This window comes from Novosphingobium sp. IK01 (genome assembly GCF_033242265.1).
GTDB classification, from domain to species: domain Bacteria; phylum Pseudomonadota; class Alphaproteobacteria; order Sphingomonadales; family Sphingomonadaceae; genus Novosphingobium; species Novosphingobium pituita.
In genome coordinates this window covers 2,381,882-2,399,671 of sequence record NZ_BTFW01000001.1, presented here as the reverse complement: position 1 = coordinate 2,399,671, position 17,790 = coordinate 2,381,882, and the positions used below count along the sequence as shown (strand labels likewise).

15 protein-coding genes are annotated in these 17,790 nt (G+C 67.5%); 6 read left to right on the top strand and 9 right to left on the bottom strand.

What is annotated here, in order from left to right; genetic code table 11:
* Positions 1-60: 60 nt before the first annotated feature.
* From purH to rpe, 3 genes are all read right to left on the bottom strand, one after another.
* The gene (gene purH / locus SBI20_RS11045; protein WP_317975082.1) at positions 61-1,650 is read right to left on the bottom strand and encodes a bifunctional phosphoribosylaminoimidazolecarboxamide formyltransferase/IMP cyclohydrolase; all 1,590 of its coding nucleotides are present in this window, start codon (positions 1,648-1,650) and stop codon (positions 61-63) included.
* 11 nt (positions 1,651-1,661) lie between these two features.
* Positions 1,662-3,503: a heparinase II/III family protein gene (locus SBI20_RS11040; protein ID WP_411911558.1), complete on the bottom strand. Its 1,842-nt coding sequence runs from the start codon at positions 3,501-3,503 to the stop codon at positions 1,662-1,664.
* Positions 3,504-3,663: 160 nt separating this feature from the next.
* A complete protein-coding gene (gene rpe, locus SBI20_RS11035; protein WP_317975080.1) occupies positions 3,664-4,326 on the bottom strand; it encodes a ribulose-phosphate 3-epimerase in 663 nt (220 codons plus the stop codon).
* A 368-nt stretch (positions 4,327-4,694) separates the two neighbouring features.
* Here rpe and SBI20_RS11030 point away from each other — a divergent pair, with 368 nt between their 5' ends.
* From SBI20_RS11030 to SBI20_RS11020, 3 genes are all read left to right on the top strand, one after another.
* Positions 4,695-5,198 carry a DUF2141 domain-containing protein gene (locus SBI20_RS11030; protein ID WP_317975079.1) on the top strand — a complete coding sequence of 168 codons (504 nt, stop codon included), beginning with the start codon at positions 4,695-4,697 and terminating at the stop codon, positions 5,196-5,198.
* 228 nt (positions 5,199-5,426) lie between these two features.
* Positions 5,427-6,377, top strand: coding sequence for a 2-hydroxyacid dehydrogenase (locus tag SBI20_RS11025; protein ID WP_317975078.1), 951 nt, complete (start codon positions 5,427-5,429; stop codon positions 6,375-6,377).
* Positions 6,378-6,526: 149 nt separating this feature from the next.
* Positions 6,527-7,153 carry a class I SAM-dependent methyltransferase gene (locus SBI20_RS11020; RefSeq protein WP_317975077.1) on the top strand — a complete coding sequence of 209 codons (627 nt, stop codon included), beginning with the start codon at positions 6,527-6,529 and terminating at the stop codon, positions 7,151-7,153.
* 80 nt (positions 7,154-7,233) lie between these two features.
* Here the strand turns inward: SBI20_RS11020 and SBI20_RS11015 are convergent, their stop codons facing one another.
* Positions 7,234-8,070 carry a hypothetical protein gene (locus SBI20_RS11015; protein ID WP_317975076.1) on the bottom strand — a complete coding sequence of 279 codons (837 nt, stop codon included), beginning with the start codon at positions 8,068-8,070 and terminating at the stop codon, positions 7,234-7,236.
* 234 nt (positions 8,071-8,304) lie between these two features.
* Between SBI20_RS11015 and lipB the strand changes: the two genes are divergently transcribed.
* Positions 8,305-8,979 (top strand): lipoyl(octanoyl) transferase LipB, encoded by a 675-nt coding sequence (gene lipB, locus SBI20_RS11010; RefSeq protein ID WP_317975075.1) that lies wholly within the window; start codon positions 8,305-8,307, stop codon positions 8,977-8,979.
* Complete coding sequence (locus SBI20_RS11005) at positions 8,976-9,278, top strand: hypothetical protein (protein ID WP_317975074.1); 303 nt, start codon at positions 8,976-8,978, stop codon at positions 9,276-9,278. Before lipB ends, SBI20_RS11005 begins: the two co-directional genes overlap by 4 nt.
* 62 nt (positions 9,279-9,340) lie before the next feature.
* On the opposite strand, the gene SBI20_RS11000 is transcribed toward SBI20_RS11005, so the two are convergent.
* The 4 genes from SBI20_RS11000 to SBI20_RS10985 all read right to left on the bottom strand — a co-directional run bounded on the left by SBI20_RS11000 (position 9,341) and on the right by SBI20_RS10985 (position 16,125).
* Positions 9,341-10,507 carry an adenosine deaminase family protein gene (locus SBI20_RS11000; protein ID WP_317975073.1) on the bottom strand — a complete coding sequence of 389 codons (1,167 nt, stop codon included), beginning with the start codon at positions 10,505-10,507 and terminating at the stop codon, positions 9,341-9,343.
* 20 nt (positions 10,508-10,527) lie between these two features.
* Positions 10,528-11,901 (bottom strand): NCS2 family permease, encoded by a 1,374-nt coding sequence (locus SBI20_RS10995; protein ID WP_317975072.1) that lies wholly within the window; start codon positions 11,899-11,901, stop codon positions 10,528-10,530.
* Positions 11,898-13,046 carry a nucleoside hydrolase gene (locus SBI20_RS10990; protein ID WP_317975071.1) on the bottom strand — a complete coding sequence of 383 codons (1,149 nt, stop codon included), beginning with the start codon at positions 13,044-13,046 and terminating at the stop codon, positions 11,898-11,900. Before SBI20_RS10990 ends, SBI20_RS10995 begins: the two co-directional genes overlap by 4 nt.
* Positions 13,047-13,137: 91 nt before the next feature.
* Positions 13,138-16,125, bottom strand: coding sequence for a TonB-dependent receptor domain-containing protein (locus SBI20_RS10985; RefSeq protein ID WP_317975070.1), 2,988 nt, complete (start codon positions 16,123-16,125; stop codon positions 13,138-13,140).
* 251 nt (positions 16,126-16,376) lie between these two features.
* Here SBI20_RS10985 and SBI20_RS10980 point away from each other — a divergent pair, with 251 nt between their 5' ends.
* Positions 16,377-17,366, top strand: a complete 990-nt coding sequence (locus SBI20_RS10980; protein WP_317975069.1) for a LysR family transcriptional regulator — start codon at positions 16,377-16,379, stop codon at positions 17,364-17,366.
* A 19-nt stretch (positions 17,367-17,385) separates the two neighbouring features.
* On the opposite strand, the gene SBI20_RS10975 is transcribed toward SBI20_RS10980, so the two are convergent.
* A complete protein-coding gene (locus SBI20_RS10975; protein WP_317975068.1) occupies positions 17,386-17,778 on the bottom strand; it encodes a hypothetical protein in 393 nt (130 codons plus the stop codon).
* Positions 17,779-17,790 lie beyond the last annotated feature (12 nt).

The following is a 17,790-nucleotide window of genomic DNA, read 5'->3' as shown; positions in this document are numbered from 1 at the left end:
ACAAAAAGGGGCGATGCACGGACCCGTGCATCGCCCCTTTTTTGTCCGGCAGGCCGGGTATCAGTGGCGGAAGTGGCGCATGCCGGTGAAGACCATGGCCAGGCCCGCTTCGTCGGCGGCCTTGATCACGTCTTCGTCGCGGATCGAGCCGCCGGGCTGGATCACCATCGTCGCGCCCGCTTCAACGGCGGCCATCAGGCCGTCGGCAAACGGGAAGAAGGCGTCCGAAGCGACTGCCGAGCCGACCGTGCGGGCTTCGCTCCAGCCGTGGGTCTGGGCCGCTTCCTGAGCCTTGGCGGCGGCAATGCGCGAGCTGTCGCGGCGGTTCATCTGGCCAGCGCCGATCCCGGCGGTCACGCCGTCCTTGGCATAGACGATGGCGTTCGACTTGACGTGCTTGGCGACCGTCCAGGCGAACAGGGCATCTTCGAGTTCCTGCTCGGTGGGCGCGCGCTTGGTCACGACCTTGAGGTCCTCGCGCGTGATCGCGCCGTTGTCGCGGTCCTGAACCAGCAGGCCCCCGGCGATCGGCACGGTGACGAGACCGGCGCGGTTGGCTTCCGGCAGGCTGTCGATCAGCAGCAGGCGCAGGTTCTTCTTGCGGGCGAAGGCTTCGCGGGCGGCATCATCGGCACCCGGCGCGACGACCACTTCGGTGAAGATTTCGCAGATCGCATTGGCGGTCGGGCCATCGAGCGGGCGGTTGACGGCCACGATGCCGCCAAAGGCCGAGACGCTGTCACAGGCGAGGGCATCCTGCCATGCCTGAAGCAGGGTGTCCGCGCTTGCCACGCCGCAGGGGTTGGCGTGCTTGACGATCACCACCGTCGGCTTCTCGCCGTCGAATTCGGCGATGAGTTCGAGCGCGGCGTTGGCATCGTTGTAGTTGTTGTACGAGAGTTCCTTGCCCTGGATCTGCTCGGCCTGGGGCAGGCCGCTGACCGTGCTGCGGCGCGGCACATAGAGCGCGGCGGACTGGTGCGGGTTCTCGCCATAGCGCAGCGTGGAAACCAGCGTGTGGGCGCTGGCGAGGGTCTGCGGGAAGTGCTGGCCCTGATCGACGGTGGCAAACCAGGTGGCGATCGCCGAGTCGTAGGCGGCGGTCGTCGCATAGGCCTTGGCCGCCATCGCGCGGCGGAAGGGCAGGGTGGTGGCGCCATCGGTCTGGTCGAGCTGCTCGGCCAGCGTGGCATAGTCGGCCGGATCGGTCAGGATCGTCACGAAATCGTGGTTCTTGGCCGCCGAACGGACCATCGAGGGGCCGCCGATGTCGATGTTTTCGATCACTTCGTCGCGCTCGGCGCCCTTGGCGACGGTCGCTTCGAACGGGTAGAGGTTGACGACGACGAGGTCGATCGCGCCGATTTCATGCTCGGCCATGCTGGCGGCGTGATCGGCATTGTCGCGCACGGCCAGAAGCCCGCCGTGGACCTTGGGGTGCAGCGTCTTGACGCGGCCATCCATCATTTCGGGGAAGCCGGTCAGCTCCGAAATGTCCTTCACGGCCAGGCCTGCTTCGCGCAGGGCCTTGGCGGTGCCGCCGGTCGAGACCAGCTCCACGTTGCGGGCAGCCAGCGCCTTGCCCAGATCGACCAGACCGGTCTTGTCGGACACCGAAAGCAGCGCCCGCCGGATCGTCACATCGCTCACGTTGAAAATTCCTATCTCATCTTCTTGAGCAGCCAGGAGAAGCTTTCTCCGCTGCGCGGAATGTTGGCCGTGATGACGAGCTGGCGCGTGCCCACCGGGCGCCCCTGCCCATCGGCCCAGAGCGACTCCTCGATCGTGACCGGTTCGCGACCCGAACGGAACTGCCAGAGGCTGCCGTCGGGGAGGGCGAGGGTAACGCCAAGGCCGTCCTGGCCCTGGGCCAGCTCGATATGCGGGCCGAGGTGGAAGCGCAAGGCAACACCGACCGTTCCGGGCTTGCCCTTCTTGCCCTGGGGCAACAGCAGGTCTTCGCCGCGCAGCTCGGTGCCGTCGTCGCGCAGGATCAGGATGCGCTGGTGGAGCAGGCCATAGCGGCTGACATAGCCGTTGTGGCTGGCCTCGATCCGGGTGGCGGTATGGTCGCGCACGACGCCGGTGCTGGCATAGCTGCCATCGGTTTGCAGGGTGCGGCGGTCGACCTCGACCTCGGAAACGCCACTGCCCAGCTTGCCGTTGGCAAGGACGGCGGTGGAGTTGCAATCGTCGATCGTCAGCGTCGAATGGGCGCCCGTCGCGCGCAGGCCCTGGGCCAGGCCGAGCGGGATCATCCCCCCGGCAAAGGCCGCGCCGCCGCAATTGACGATCAGCCGTTCGGCCCCGCAACTGAATTCGAAGGCCAGTGTCGAGGCGCAGCCATCGCGCGCGTGGCGGGCGACCGGGGGCGGGGCGGCATCGAGCAGGAGGAGCGACTTGCCCGCCTGAACCCGCTGGTAGCCCCATTGCCGGGCGTCGCGCAACGGGCGCGTGCGCACGCCGCTGGCCTTGATCAGCGTGGCGATGGAATCGGCATTGACCGCGCCCGCACCCTGCCAGCTCGACAGCGCGCCATCGCCGTGGAGCATCGCCAGCAGCGGGGGCACCAGCAGCGAGAGGATCGTCTCGATCTGGGGCGGGGGATCATTGCGCACGGCGGCATAGCAGGCCTTGAGCCGCACCAGCACGGCAATCGCCTCGATCTGGCAGAGCGGGCTGCGCGAGAGCACCCCGCCATCGTCGCCTACCAGATCGCCCAGCGCACGGATCAGCCCGGCCTCGCCGAACAGGCGGCGCGCGCGGCCATCGGTCATCAGCAGGCCCGCGGCGGTGATCGCCGACCAGCCGACCACTTCGGCCAGCTTGTCGTCGGCCCGGCCGATGTGACGGTCGAGCCAGCGCGCGGTCTCGGCCATGGTGTACAGCACGCGGCTGCGGAACTTCTTGTCGTTGCCCGAAAGCAGCAGCGGGGCATGGACCAGCCAGGCCATCAGGCGATGGCCGACATGGCCCACGGCCCAGGCCGGGCCCGAGGCGGGCTGGGGATTGGCGGCCAGCCACATGCCCATGATGCGTTCGGCCACGGGCACGCCCTGCGCGCGCGCGCCGCTCGCCTCAAGGTCGGGGAGCCAGGCAAAGCCGTGGATCATCCGTTCGAACGGCGGGGACAACGGCGCGCCCGAAAAGGCGGTGTCGGCAATCGCCGCCTTCATTCCGTGGACGAGGAAATGCCCTGCGCGCAAGGCCTTGCCAGCGGCGACCGTGCCGGGAATGGGGTTGGTGACGGTGGCCGTCAGGCGCGGGCGGGCGCGCTTGCGAAACGGCTGCATCGCGCCCGAGGGCAGGCCCAGCCGATAGGCAAAGCGCAGGAACCGTTCGCCCGTGCTGACCGCAGGGGGCGAGAAATCAGCCAGGGCCAGGGCCCGTCCGGGTTCGACCACTTCGGCGCGCAGTGGGATCAGGTCGTCGTCGGCGGCAGGGAGCGGGGGGATACCCACGAGTGCGTCTTCCCCTTGCGAGGGGCCGGGGCCCAGCGGCAGGGCCGGGCTTCTCTCGTCGGAGGAAGCCCCGGCCTTTCTGGCGCGGGCCCCAGCGGGTTTGCCTGAAGGTCTGGAAGTGGGGGAGGCTGCCGCGTTCCCGGCTTCTTCGGTGGCAGCGCCTTGGCCGCGTGCGAGGGGGAAGCCGGGTTCGCTCACGAGGTCAGTCTATCCTTTTGAGCGCCGCGATATTGGCGGCGTAGTGATCGGGGCCACCCTTGAAGGTGGCGGTTCCGGCAACCAGCACATCGGCACCGGCATCGACGCACAGGCGCGCGGTGTTCACATCCACGCCGCCATCGACTTCGAGGTGGATGTCCCGCCCGGTCTTGTCGATCATCTTGCGGATCGCCTCGATCTTGCGGAGCTGGCTGGAAATGAAGCTCTGCCCGCCAAAGCCGGGGTTGACGCTCATCACCAGCACGAGGTCGATGTCGTCGATCAGGTAGTCGAGCATCTTGGCCGGGGTGGCCGGGTTGAGCGAGACGCCCGCCTTCTTGCCCAGCGCCTTGATCGCCTGAACCGTGCGGTGGGCGTGGGGCCCGGCCTCGGGGTGGAAGGTGATGATATCGGCCCCGGCGGCGGCGAAAGCCTCCAGATAGGCGTCGACCGGCGAGATCATCAGGTGGACGTCGAACGGCTTGGCGGTGTGCGGGCGCAGGGCCTTCACCACCATCGGGCCGATCGTGATGTTGGGGACGAAGTGGCCGTCCATCACGTCGACATGGATCCAGTCGGCCCCGGCGGCGTCAATCGCGCGCACTTCCTCGCCCAGGCGGGCAAAATCGGCGGAGAGGATCGAAGGGGAAATCAGCGGCACAGACATGGACGGCAATCTCGGCAACAGGGCTTGGCCTGACAGCATGACTTGGAGCTCGGCCAAGCGGGCTGGGGCAAGGTCTCGAAAAACAGGATAGCCCGCGTCAGGCACTTCGCCAAGCGGGCGCGCCTTCAGGCGCTTACCGGCGGCAAATCGGCTCCACAAGCAAAGTTTTCGCCGTTCTCCACATGCATTGTCCGGTTTCGGCGCGGATTGGCCGGGCTTTGCTCCGAATGCGTTCAAACGGCGCAAAACCGGCGAAAATCGGCAGGAAACGGGGGACGGACCGGGTAATCCTGCAACACCGGCAGCGCATCGCCATGCCGGGGCGCCTGGCCTCTTGCGCTCAAGCCCATGTCTTGCCATCGAAATGGATGATGCGCTCGATCCGATCCCTGCTCCTGTTTCCGGCCCTCCTGCTGGCCCTTGGCGGCAGCGTTCCCGCGCTCGCCGCGGGCAGCGCCGTGCGGCAGCCCGCGACGGCCTGTGCCGGGCCGCCCAGCGATACCTGGCTCGACATCACGATCGACAAGGTGCGTTCGGATCAGGGCGTGATCGCGGTTACCGTCTATCCCGACGATCCGCACAAGTTCCTGATCGATGGCGGCTCGCTCTATGTCGCACGGGTTCCGGCGCGGGCGGACAAGACCCGGATGTGCCTGTTCCTGCCCCATACGGGGGTCTATGCGCTGGCCGTCTACCACGACGAGGACAATTCGGGCACGTGGAACCGCGTGGGGCCGATGGGGCTTCCGGCCGAGGGCTTCGGTTTTTCGGGCAACCCCGGTTCGATCGAGAGCCTGCTGGCGTTTCATTCGGTCCGCCTGTCGGTGCCGAAAACCGGCCTTTCGACCCATATCCGCCTGCGTTATCCCTGAGAGCCCGACCCAAAAGTCCTTCGGATCGGTTTGGCGGGTCTTTTGTGCCACCACGGCGTCGGCTGTTCGCCACGATGCTTCCAGCATCGCTGGGCTCTCAGCCTCCTTGTGATGACCCAAAATCCCTCGCCAAACCTCCGCCGCCCGACTTTTGGGTCGGGCTCTGACGGCCGGCGCCTCCGGTGAAAGGGGGCTGATTCCCGGCGAAAGCCGCTCTATGACAAGGGCATGAGCAAACCCGCGATCCTGGCCGCCGCGCCTTTTCCGCCCGTGACCATGGCCGCGCTTGAACAGGCGTTCACCGTCCACCGCCTGTGGGAAGGCTTTCCCGGCGCGGTGGCCGGATCGATCCGCGCGATGGCGACCAATGCGCTGTTCGGCACGCTGGACGCCGCGATGATGGACCGCCTGCCCGCGCTCGGCCTCATCGCCAATTTTGGCGTCGGCTATGATGCCATCGATGTGGCCGCCGCCGCCGCGCGCGGGATCGTGGTGAGCAATACCCCCGGTGTTCTCGACGAGGAAGTGGCCGACCTGACACTGGGGTTGCTGCTGGCGACGATCCGCCGCCTGCCCCAGGCCGAGCGGCACTTGCGCGCCGGACTCTGGGCAAAGGGCGAGGCATTCCCGCTCTCGCCCACATTGCGCGGGCGGCGTGTCGGCATTCTGGGGCTGGGCGCGATCGGCAAGGCGGTTGCGCGGCGGCTCGAAGGGTTCGGCGTTGAGATCGCCTATCATGGCCGCACCCGGCAGGAGGGCGTGGCCTATCCGTGGTATCCTTCGGCGCTGGCGCTGGCCGGGGCGGTCGACGTGCTGGTGGTGGTCGTGCCGGGCGGGGCGGCGACGGCGGGGCTGGTCGATGCCGACGTGCTGGCCGCGCTGGGCCCGCAGGGCGTGCTGGTCAACGTGGCGCGCGGCAGCGTGATCGACGAGGACGCGCTGGTGGCGGCGCTGGGCAATGGCACGATCCTGGCCGCCGGGCTCGATGTTTTTGCCCATGAACCGCATGTGCCGCCCGCCTTGCTGGACCTGGACAATGTGGTGCTCCTGCCGCACATCGGTTCGGGCTCGCAGGCCACGCGTCAGGCGATGGGCCAACTCATGATCGACAATCTTTCCAGCTGGTTTGCCACGGGCAAGGCGCTGACTCCGGTTCCCGAAACCCCGCAAGCAGGTTGAGATCAGGGCCCGAGCATCCCGGTAACAGCCGATGACGAGAGATAACGTTTCGTCTCGACACGGCGGAACGACGCGGCAAGGCTTGCATTCGGGCCGCGGATTTGCGACGTGCGCGGTTCACTTTCAGAAGATAGGGATGCCTGTCCACAATGAATTCGACCCAGGCGGCGCGTGCTCCTCTGCATCAGCGGGTTCGGCGCAAGGCGGAACGGATGTTCGGTCCCGCAGGCATTTTCTTCAAGGGATTCGTCAAGAACCCGGTCATGGTCGGGGCCATCGTGCCTTCGTCGCGCCGTACCATCGAGAAGGTGCTCTCGAAGGTCGACTGGGAGCATACCGACCTGTTCGTTGAATATGGGCCCGGCGTCGGCACGTTCTGCCAGCCCGTGCTCGACCGGCTGCGCCGCGATGCGCGCCTGCTGGTGATCGACACGAACCCCGATTTCATCGCCTACCTCTCGCGCACCATCGGTGACAGCCGCTTCATCGCGGTCAACGGGTCGGCGGCCGATGTCGAGGCGATCGTGCGCGAACATGGCTACGACCATGCCGACTACGTGCTTTCGGGCCTGCCGTTCAGCACCCTGCCCGAAGGCGTGGGGCCGGCGATCATGGCCGCCACCCACCGCGTGCTGCGTCCGGGCGGGGCCTTCCTCGTCTATCAGTACACGGCCCGCGCGCGCGCGCTGATGAGCCGGTATTTCCACCGCATCGACAAGGGGTTCGAGCCGGTCAACGTGCCGCCTTGCGTGATCTCGTGGGGCTGGAAGGACTGAGCTGCCGATCCAGCGCTCGCGCATGAAAAAAGGGGCCCGCAAGGCCCCTTTTTTGTGTCCGGCGGGATCAGCCGGCAGGATCAGGAGAACGGGCGGGGAAGGTCGCGCGTCAGCTGGCCGTGGATCGCGGCCAGCATGACCACGAAATAGGTGTAGCCCGCCGAATAGAGCAGGGCCGAGATCGCATCGCTGACCAGACGGGCAATGTCGCTCTGCGCGCCCAGCAGCATCTGCGCAGCGAGCCCGACGATCATCATCGTCAGCCCGTAGACGATGGCAAAGAGCACCCCGGCCAGCCCGAGAAACGCGAGGATGCGCCCCACATTGCCCCGCGTGAGCGCGATGCTGGCGCGGATCGCCATCAGCGGGTTGTGCGTGCGCCCCACGCCCAGCACCGGCCCGACCATGATCGTGCGCAGCATCGGATAGAGCATCGCCACCATCCCGGCCGCGGCGGCCACGATCATCGGCACATGCAGCGCCGCAAGCACGGCGGCCACCGCCATCATCAGCGTGAACGCGAAGAGCCCGACGAGGATCTGCGAGATGAAATAGGCCGGCACCCGCGCGGCGCAGTTGCGCAGCGCCTCGCCCACGGTCGGGCGGCGGCGGTCGAGAATGCCCACCAGCATCGTGATGAAGCCGGTGATTTGCATCAGCGAGATCGGCAGAAGGTAGGGCAGGTTGTGGGTGTAATAGTCCTGCAAGACCTGCGCGAGCTGTTGTTCGTCCATCTGCGCGGTAACCGACGGCGGCGCCACGAAGACCGACCAGGCCAGCATCGGCAGGAGAAAGAACACCCCGGCAATCGCGATCAGCACGTCGGCATTGGCCGCGACCAGACGGGTCACGTTTGCCCAGGCGGCGCTGCTGTCGAACGGTGGAATGACAGGCGGGGGAACCACGGGTCGAGTCACGGAAATTCCTTGAGGATCTTGGCTTTTTCAGGTGCTCTGGAGTGGGAAGGCGTTTCCACGAAACGCCTTCCCACTCCAGAACTTTGTGGTCACACGATTTTTGGACAAAAACCGGTTCCCGCTTTTTGTCATCGTGCCCTAGCAAATGCGGGCAGGCAACGCACCTGTCTCGCAGCCCCTTCTTGCGTTGAACCCTTGCGTTGAAGCGCGCGGAGGGCCAAATCGCAAGTCATCATGACCGCCACCCCCCAGATCGAGATCCGCCGCGAGACCGAGCCGGTGCCCTATCGCACCGCGCTCGATGCCATGGCGGAGCGCAATGCCGCCATTGCCGATGGCACCGCTTCCGAGATGCTCTGGCTGCTGGAGCATCCGCCCGTCTACACCGCCGGGACCAGCGCCGACCGGGCCGAACTGCTCGATCCGCGCTTCGAGGTGGTCGAGGCCGGGCGCGGCGGGCGCTATACCTACCATGGGCCGGGCCAGCGGATCGGCTATGTCCTGCTCGACTTGCGCAAGCGCGCGCGTGATGTGCGCGGCTTCGTCCATGCGGTCGAGGGCTGGGTGATCGACACGCTGGGCGATTTCGGCGTGGAAGCCTGGCGGGCCGAAGGGCGCATCGGCATCTGGTGTGCCGGGCCCGACGGGCGCGAGGCCAAGATCGGCGCCATCGGCGTGCGCATTCGCCGCTGGGTGACGATGCACGGCTTTTCGGTCAATCTCTCGCCCGATCTTTCGCATTTCGGGGGGATCGTGCCCTGCGGGATCGAGGAATTCGGCGTCACGAGCCTCGCCGCGCTGGGCAGGCAGGTGAGCAGCGCGGAGTGGGACGAGGCCTTGCTGGCGCGCTTCCCCGCGTTCCTTGCCAAGCTTGAGGTGGCCTGCCCGACGCCAGCGGGAGAGGCATGATGAAGATGGGACATCGCTGGCTGGTGGCAGGCGCGCTGGCGCTTCTGGCCGGGTGCCACGGACAGGAAAGCCCGGCGGACAAAGCCGGGGCCAAGGCCGCCGGGGGCGAAGTTCTCCCCGGCTCGGTCAGCGATGCGATGATCGACCTCGATGGTGCCACCGGCACGCCGCCGCTGCAACCGCCGCCCCCCGTCAAGGCGGACCAGGTCAAGGCGGAGCCGGTCAAGGACGGCACGGGCAGGGCCGAAGCCTCGGCACCGGCAGAGGCGCCCCCCGCGCAGGATCGGGCAGGGAACTGATCCCTTCAAAGCTCATGGGGTGCAGGGGGCCTTGCCCCCTGCGGTATCCCTTGTTCTTGAAATCAGAAATCGCGAAGCGACAGCCATGCCCCCGAAGCAAACCCTGCCTCGGCCGCGAGCGTGTCGAATTCGGCGGGCCACTGTGCCAGCCAGAGCGTCTTTTGCGCTTCGCTGGCCCATGCGCCGTCGATCCCGTTGAGCATCATCGTGCGCAAGTCGGTCAGGCCGAAGCCGAGGTGGCTGTACATCAGTTCCCATGCGCCAGCCGGGCTGACGTGGTGGAGCGTGGGGTCGTCGGTGTTGGGGTGCAGTTTCAGGCCCAGCTGCGCCATGCGGCGGATCGGGTGGTCGAGTGCCCAGCGCTCGGCATCGAGCGTGCGCAAGTAGTAGGAATTGGTCGGCACGATGGTGAACAGCAGGCCGCGCGCGGCATAGGCGCGGGCAAGTTCGGGGTTCTCGACGATGGTATAGCCATGGTCGACGCGGTCGACGCCGATCTGGTCGACCACCGTGGCCACGTTGGTCCACGGCATGCCGAATTCGCCCGCGTGGGCGGTCGTGCGCAGCCCGTGGCGGCGGGCGAGGGCATAGGCATCGGCAAACATCTCGGGCGGGCCGTCGGGCTCGCGATAGTCGATGCCGATTCCCGCCACGCGCGGATCGGGATGGGCGACGACGGCCTCGACCATGGTCATCGCGTCGGCTGCGGGGGCCTCGCGGTCGATGGCCGGGATCAGCAGCGAGGAGATGCCGAAATCGGCCTGTGCCGCGCGCATGCCTTGGAGGATTCCGGCCAGCGCGCGGTCATAGGGCAGCCCGGCATCGCGGATCGTGGCGGTGGGGTTCCAGAAGAATTCGGCGTGGCGGATCGACCCGGCGGCGGCATCTTCGAGATATTCGTAGGTGATCTGCCGCAGGTCGTCGGGTTCGAGCAGGAGATAGGCTTCGAGCGCGCGCAGTACGCGCAGTACGCCGATGGGGCGGGTGCCGCGGGTGTAGAAGCCGTCGATGTCCCCGGCGGTGAGCGGGGCGCCATGTTTGGCGGCCAGCGCCTGGAACGTCGCGCGGCGGACGGTACCGAGCAGGTGGCAGTGCAGCTCGACCTTGGGCAGGCGGGCGAAGAACGCGTGCTGGGCCTGGGTCAGCGGGCGCGCGATCGGGGAATCGGGGACGAATCCGATCTGGCTGTCGGCGGGGCCGACGGCGGAGGAGGATGTCTGGTCTTGCATGGAAATCCCGGAAAGACGGCTCAATGCGCGGTGGCGGCGCCGTAGAAATAATAGCCGAGCGGCAGGGTCAGGATGAACAGTCCGGGCGGGATCTCGCGCCAGCGCCCGGCGAGGAGCTGGACGAGGACATGGACGAGCAGTCCCCCGGCAATGCCGGTGCCGAAGCTGTTGGAGATGAGCGTGAGCAGCATCATTGCCATGGGCGCGAACATGTCGGTGATCCCGTCGGTTTCGCTGCTGCTGCGCGCTGCCGTGCGGATCGTGCCGAGCATGGCGATGCCGATCAGGATCAGCGCGGGCGCGGTCGCCTGACGCGGGATGGCCATGGCCAGCGGCATGGCCAGCAGCGCGAGCAGGAACAGCCCGGCGGCGGTCAGCGTGGTGAGGCCGGTGCGGCCCCCCGCTTCGACCCCGGCGGCCGATTCGACCAGCGCGGTGCCCCCCGGAACGCCGACCAGCGGGCCGAGCGTGGCGGCCAGCGAATCGATCAGGAACGGCTTTTCGATGCCCGGCAGGTTGCCGTCTTCGTCGGTCAGCCCGGCCTTGGCGCCGATGGCCAGCGTCGTGCCCAGCGTGGAGAAGAACTCCGCCGCGAAGAACGTGAACATGTAGGGCAGGGCGGCCAGTGTCAGCGCGCCGGCCAGATCGACCTTGCCCATGACCGGCAGCGGCGAGGCGGGCAGGAATGAGGCCGGTTGGGCAAGCGAACCCTTGAGGCTCGTCAGCCCGAGCGGAACCCCCGCGAGCGCGGCCACCACGATCCCGGCCAGGATCGCGCCGGGCACGCGGCGGGTCTGAAGCGCGATGGCCACGGCCAGCCCGATCAATGCGATCACCGGCCCCGGCTGGCTGAAATCGCCCAGCGCAAAGGCGTGGCGCTTGACATCGACCGCCACCATCCCCGCGTCGCGCAGGCCCAGCAGCGCGATGAACAGGCCGATCGAGGCGCCAAGCCCCAGCTTGATCTGGGGCGGGATGATCCGTACGACCATGCCTCGCGCGCCGGTGAGCGTGAGGACCACGAAGGCCACCCCCGAGAGCATCGCGATGCCAAGGCCGGTGGTCCATGGCACATGTTCGACTTGCGCGAGCGTGACCCCGAGGATCGCCGAGCCGCCAATACCCGGCCCGACGATGAACGGCAGGTTGGCATAGAGCGCCATGGCGATGCTGCCCGCCGCGATCAGCACGATCACCCCGACGGTGGCCGCGGCGCGGTCCATGCCGCCGCTCGCCAGCAGCGAGGGGATCACCACGATCAGGTAGGCGGCGGCCAGAAAGGTCGTCAGCCCGGCGATCATCTCGCGCGCGGGGGTGGTGCCGCGCGCGTGGAGGGCAAAGCGACGCTCGATGAGGCCAGCGAGGGCGCTGGCGGGGGAACCTGCGCCGCTCACTGGCGGGCCTGCCCGACAAAGCCGCTCAGGAAGCGGTCGGCGTCGATGGCGCGCACGAGGTGGACCTGCCGGACGCCGGTGCGCGGCGCGGTTTCTTCAGGCCAGACTTGCGGCTCGCCATAATGCATGCCGGGCATGGTATCGACATCCATGCGCACGGTGAGGTCCTGCGTGACGAGCGAGCGGTCGATGGCGAGAGCCACGGTGATCTCGTCCCACAGCGGCTGGCCGGTGCGGGCATAAGTCTTGAAATAGCGGGCGACCGGGCTTGGCGAGGCGGCGATTTTTGCGATTACTTCGGGGCTGGCCCTGACGCTCGAACTGACATTGCCGACCAGCGTGATTGCCTTCCACGGGGCGGTGAGCACGATGTGCGCGGCCTCGGGATCGAACAGGAAGTTGAAGTCGGTCGAATAGTCGGTGTTGGAGGTCGTGCGCGCGAAGGCGGTGTCCAGTTTGCCCGGCTCGATCACGATCTCCTTGGCCAGTTGCGCGATGTCCGGTGCGACCCGAAGAGCCAGCGCAATATTGGTGAGGGGGCCTGCCGCAACGATGGTGACCTGTCCGGGATGGGCGTGCACGGCGGCGACCAGCGCCTCGACCGCGCCCTCGTGGCGGGGCTTGATGGTGGGCGCGCCCTCGGGCAGCGGGGGGACCAGATCGGGCTCGTCGGGGTGATAGGTGCGGCCCGGACGCGGAGCATTCCACGCGCCCTTGAACGGAATGCGGCCAAAGCGCGCTTCCCAGTTGGCCATTTCGGCCTGGGTGCGCAGCAGCGGCATGGGCGATCCCTTGTAGACCGGCACGTCAGGGCGCCCGGCGATTTCGAGGAAGCGCAGCAGGTGCGCGGTTTCCTCGGTCATCCACGCATCGCCCGTCACCACGCCCACCCCCAGCAGGTTGACGCGGGGATCGCGCAGGAGCGGGATCATCGACTGGATATTGCTCTGGCCCGGCCCGAGGAAATCGTTGTCGAAGAAGATCATCACCCGGTTGTCGGCTGCTTTGCCAGAAGCCTTGGGGCCCACTTTCGCGGCGGCCTTGGGGGCTGGGCTGACGGCAGGGCTGGCGGCGGCAGCGGGATTGGCCGCTGCGACAAGAGCGGCCAGCGATGCGGCGAGCAGCAGGCGAAGCGGTCTGGTCATCGGCAAAAGTCCTGTGCCCGTGAAAGAGGGGGGAAGGGGGGCCTTCCGGGGCATCTTCGACGCGATGCCCCGGAAGGTTAACGACAGGCGATCACAGCCTGGCGGTAATGCTCGCGAAAAGATAGCGGCCGAGCGAATCGTACATGCCTGCGAAGAAGGCCCCGTTCGAGGTCTGGCCGCTGGTGCTCGCGGTGAGCGGGGGATCGCGGTCGAACAGGTTGTTGACGCCAAGGCGCAGCGTGTACGAGCGGGCCACGTCGAACGAGGCGGCCAGATCGAAGTAGTGCATGGCCTTCAGCCTAGCGTCATAGGGCTGGTAGCTGCCGGTCAGGAACGTGGCGCTGCTGGTGCGGTCGTTGCTGGTGCCGCCGATGAAGCGCCAGGTGGCCGCCAGACGCACCGCGCCGCTCGGCGCGACCCAGTCGAACGTGGCGCGGTGGCGCCAGGTGGGGATCGGCTGTCCGCAGGTCACGCCAAAGTAGCCGTCGCAGCGATAGGGCTGGGTGCCCGGCACGATCTGGACTTCGTACTTGTTGGTGAACGTGCCCGAGAAGCTGAAGCCCACGGTGCCCAGACGGCTGCCGAACAGGTCTTCGAGGCTCTGCCTGCCGCTGGCGGCAAAGTCGATGCCCGAGGTCTGGAGATAGCCCGCGTTGATATTGGTGGTCAGCACATAGCCGCTGTTAACGAGCGAGCCGGTGGCCGGGTTGCGCTCGATCTGGTCGCAGAAGGCGCCTGCCGTGATGCACTGGCTGAGCGTGATCGTCGCGGGAAGCGTGGTGATCAGCTGGTCGACCTTGATGTCGAAGTAGTCGACCGAGAGCGTCAGCCCGCGCAGGGAGGGCGGGGCAAGCTGGATGCCGAAGCTCTTGGTGTTCGACTTTTCCGGGCGCAAATTGGGGTTGCCGCCCACGAGCGCGCCCGAAAGCTGCCCGGCGGCCGGTTCGATCGCGCCATACTGGTCGGCGGTCACGCCCGAGCCCGCGCACTGGGCAAACGTCGCGGTCGGGTGGGCGCCTTCGCACGGGTCGGTCAGGCGCGCGGTGGTCACGCGCTGGGGGCCGAACAGTTCGACGAGGTTGGGCGCGCGCACGGCGTGCTGGAAGCTGCCGCGCAGGCGGATCGCGCTCGAGGGGGCCCATTCAGCCCCGGCCTTCCAGGCCAGCGTGTCGCCCGCGGTGCTGTAGTGCGAATAGCGGATGCCCGATTCGACCGCGAGGCTCTTGAGGAACGGATGGTCCTCGGCCAGCGGCACGCGGACTTCGCCATAGAGTTCCTTGACGTTGAACGCGCCCGAAATCGGATATTCCCCGCCCGAGTTGCCCGCCACGTCGCGGCTCGAATAGTGGCTGTCGGGGGTAAAGCCGATGCGCTCGTCGCGATATTCGGTGCCCAGCGCCACGCTGATCGGGTTGCTGGCCATCGGCAGGGTCAGGCCAAGGTCGCCGGTGACCGAGCCGCTGACGATGGTTTCCTCGGTGAAGCCGGTGCGGGTGAAGGTGCCCTGCACATAGTTGAGCGCTTCGGGGGTGACACCGGTGGTCGAGAAGATGTTGAGCGGCACGCAGGCGGTGTCGGTGCCGTTGAGCGCGCTTTCGCACACCGGCTGGCCATTGGGCCCGGCCACCGCGCGCAGCGAATTGGCAAAGCGGGCGAGCGAGATGTCGCCGGTCAGGCGCGAATCGTAGTTGGTCCGGCCATACTGGGCATAGACATCATAGTGCCAGCCGCGCGCGAACTGGCCGCGCACGCCGCCCACCACGCGATACGAGGTGTGGGTGGTGATGTCGTGGCGCGAACCGCCCGGCGCATTGCGCATCGAGACGTTGACCGTGGCGTTCTGGGCAGGGGTGAGGCCGACCGACGAACAGATCAGGTTCTGTTCCTGCGCCGAAAGGAACGGGTTCGAGCAGTTGATGCTCTCGGGCACGGTGAAGACGCCCGTGGGCGACAGGCGGATGTCCGACTTGTCGTGCATGAACATCATTTCGCCATAGATCTCGACCGCCGGGGAGACCTCGAAATGGGCCATCAGGTCGGCATTGATGCGCTCGTCGGGCGCCTGGAGATCGTAGGTATTGCCGTTGTTGAACCCGTCGGACGTGCGATAGGTGCGCAAGGTGTTGCCGGTCGAGCGGTCGAGCGTATAGCTGCCGCGCGTGGCGCCCGTGGCCGGGTTGGTCAGCTGGAACTGCGCCGGGTAGGTCGTCGAGGACAGCGAGCAGGCATAGCCCGAGGCGGTCGCGTTGAGGTTGCAGGTCGAGAAATCGCGTGAATTGGTGCCCACGCCCTCGATATGGCGATAGCCCACGAAAGCGGTCACATTGCCGCGGCCACCGGCAAAATTGTGTCCGGCGGTCAGCGAGATGCTCTGCTGGAGGCCGTCGAAGGTGCTGCCCTGCGCCGGGTGCTGCCCGGCGGCGGTGGCGACTGCGGCGATCGGATTGCCGTTGTCGTGCTGGTAGAGGCCGTTGCTCGCGTCGAGCTGGAGGCCCTGGAAGTTCTTCTTGAGCACGAAGTTGACGACACCGGCCAGTGCATCCGAGCCATAGACCGCCGAGGCGCCGCCGGTCACCACGTCGATCCGCTCGACAAGGGCGGCGGGCACGTTGTTGATGTCGGCAGCCTGGGCCGCCGAGCGGGCGGGATCGCCCTGCATCAGGCGGCGCCCGTTGATCAGCACGAGGGTGCGCTGGTTGCCAAGGTTGCGCAAGTTGATCGTCGCCGTGCCGCTCGCGCCCACGGTGCCGCCACGGTTGCCGCCGCCCTGGTCGGCATAGACCTGGGGCAGGGTGTTGAGCATGTCTTCAAGGCGGGTGACGCCGCGCTGCGCGAGGTCTGCTGCGCCCACGGTGGTGATCGGGCTGACGCTGGTGGCATTGGGAACGCGGATGCGCGACCCTGTCACGACGATACCAGCATCTGGACCGGCACCCGGATCAGCAGATGCAGGGGCTGGATTGTCCTGCGCGAAGACCACGCCGGGCACCATGGCCAGCAGCGAAACACCCAGCAGCGCACCCTTGCGCAAGACGCAGCCCGATGGGCCGCGCGACGGAACGTGAGCAGGTGACGGCATCGAAAAACCCCCCTTATGAATTTTGCTGCCCGCCAGCATCATCCGCCATCCCCGTCGTCCTGCTGTTCCGGTCGCCACGGTTTGCCCGCGTTGGTGCGCCGCAAGCCACCGGGGTTCGCCTCATACGACCCCGCTGGCAGGACGGGGCGACGCTATGGTGCGCCGCCTATCAAGGGAAACTGTTTATGTTTATCATTTCATAGATTGGATTTATAAACAGCACGTCCGCAACAGAAAGCCGTTCCTTGCCAATGCGCTCCCCCACCCGGCCCGATCCGGCCTTGCCCCGGTCCGGCCCGCTCGATTCGGCCTCTCCGCCGCTTCCCGCCGGGCGCATGCCGCTCTCGATCCGGCAGTTGCGTTTTTTCGTCGCGCTCAGCCAGACCGGCAATTTCAGCCGCGCGGCCGAGGCCATGGCGGTCTCGCAACCGGCCCTGAGCGCCGCCATCCGCCAGATCGAAACCCTGCTCGACACCCGCCTGTTCGACCGCACGACCCATTCGGTGGTGCCCACGCAAGCCGGGCGCGCGCTTCTGCCCCATGCCTGGCGTCTGCTGACCACCGCCGACAATGCCTTTGCCGACATGACCAGCGTGTTGCGCAACAGCCGCGCCACCGTGCGGATCGGGGCGATCCCTTCGGCCTTGCCCGCCACGGCGCAGATCGTCGCCCGGATCGACGAGGATGCGCAAGGCGTGAACCTCCATCTGGCCGATGGCACCAGCGACACCCTGATTGCCGAGTTGCGGCGCGGCGCGCTCGACATGGCGGTCTGCGTGGCGAGCCTGATCGACGAGGGGCTGGTTTCCACCCCCCTGATCGAGGATGACATGACCCTCGTGCTCTCGCGCAACCACCCGCTGGCAGGCGCGCCATCCTTGCACTGGAGCGCGCTGGCGGGGATGGAAGTGGTCCATTTCAACAGCGGCAGCATCGGCGAAATCAGCGCCTCGGCCATGCGCGAGAACAATATCGTCCACTCGCGCCGCTTCCGGGTGGATCACATGGAATCGCTGTTCGGTCTGGCGCGCAGCGGGCTGGCCGCCGGGGTCATGCCCCGGCTCTATGTGCGTGGCCACGATCCTGCGGCGCTGGCGGTGATCCCGCTGGTCGAACCTTCGATCCGCCGCAAGGTGGTGCTGCTGGCAGGCGCGCATCTGGCCGATGAACATCCCCCGGCAGCGGCCATTGCCGCCCATCTGGCGCAAGTGCTGCCCGGCGCGCTGGGCGCGGTGGTCTGAAGGGGCCTGTCAGCGCGCGTCAGGCGCTGGCGCGGTGATAGCGGTTTGGCGCGTCGGCGCCCTGCACGTCATAGGCGAACCAGGCCCCGGCGGCATGGTCGAAGACCTGCACCAGCCCGTCGCTGACGCGGGCCTCGTAAAAGGCATTGGCGGTGCGGTCGTAGGCGCGCAGCGAGTGGCCTTCGAGGGTGAGTGCGAGGAGCGGCTGGCCGTTCTGGTCGCGGATGTCGGGCAGGGTTCCGCCAAAGTGCAGGTCGCGGTCGCCATCGTGGGCCTGCACGGCCTGTCCGCGCCGCTGGGCGGCCAGGCGCCGGTCGCGCATGGCCGCGTGGTCGTGGAGCCCGGCCACGGTCTTGCCGGTGATGCTGGCAAAGCCGAGGGCGGCGATCAGGGCGCGGGTGTCGTCGGTCATGGCGGGGCTTTG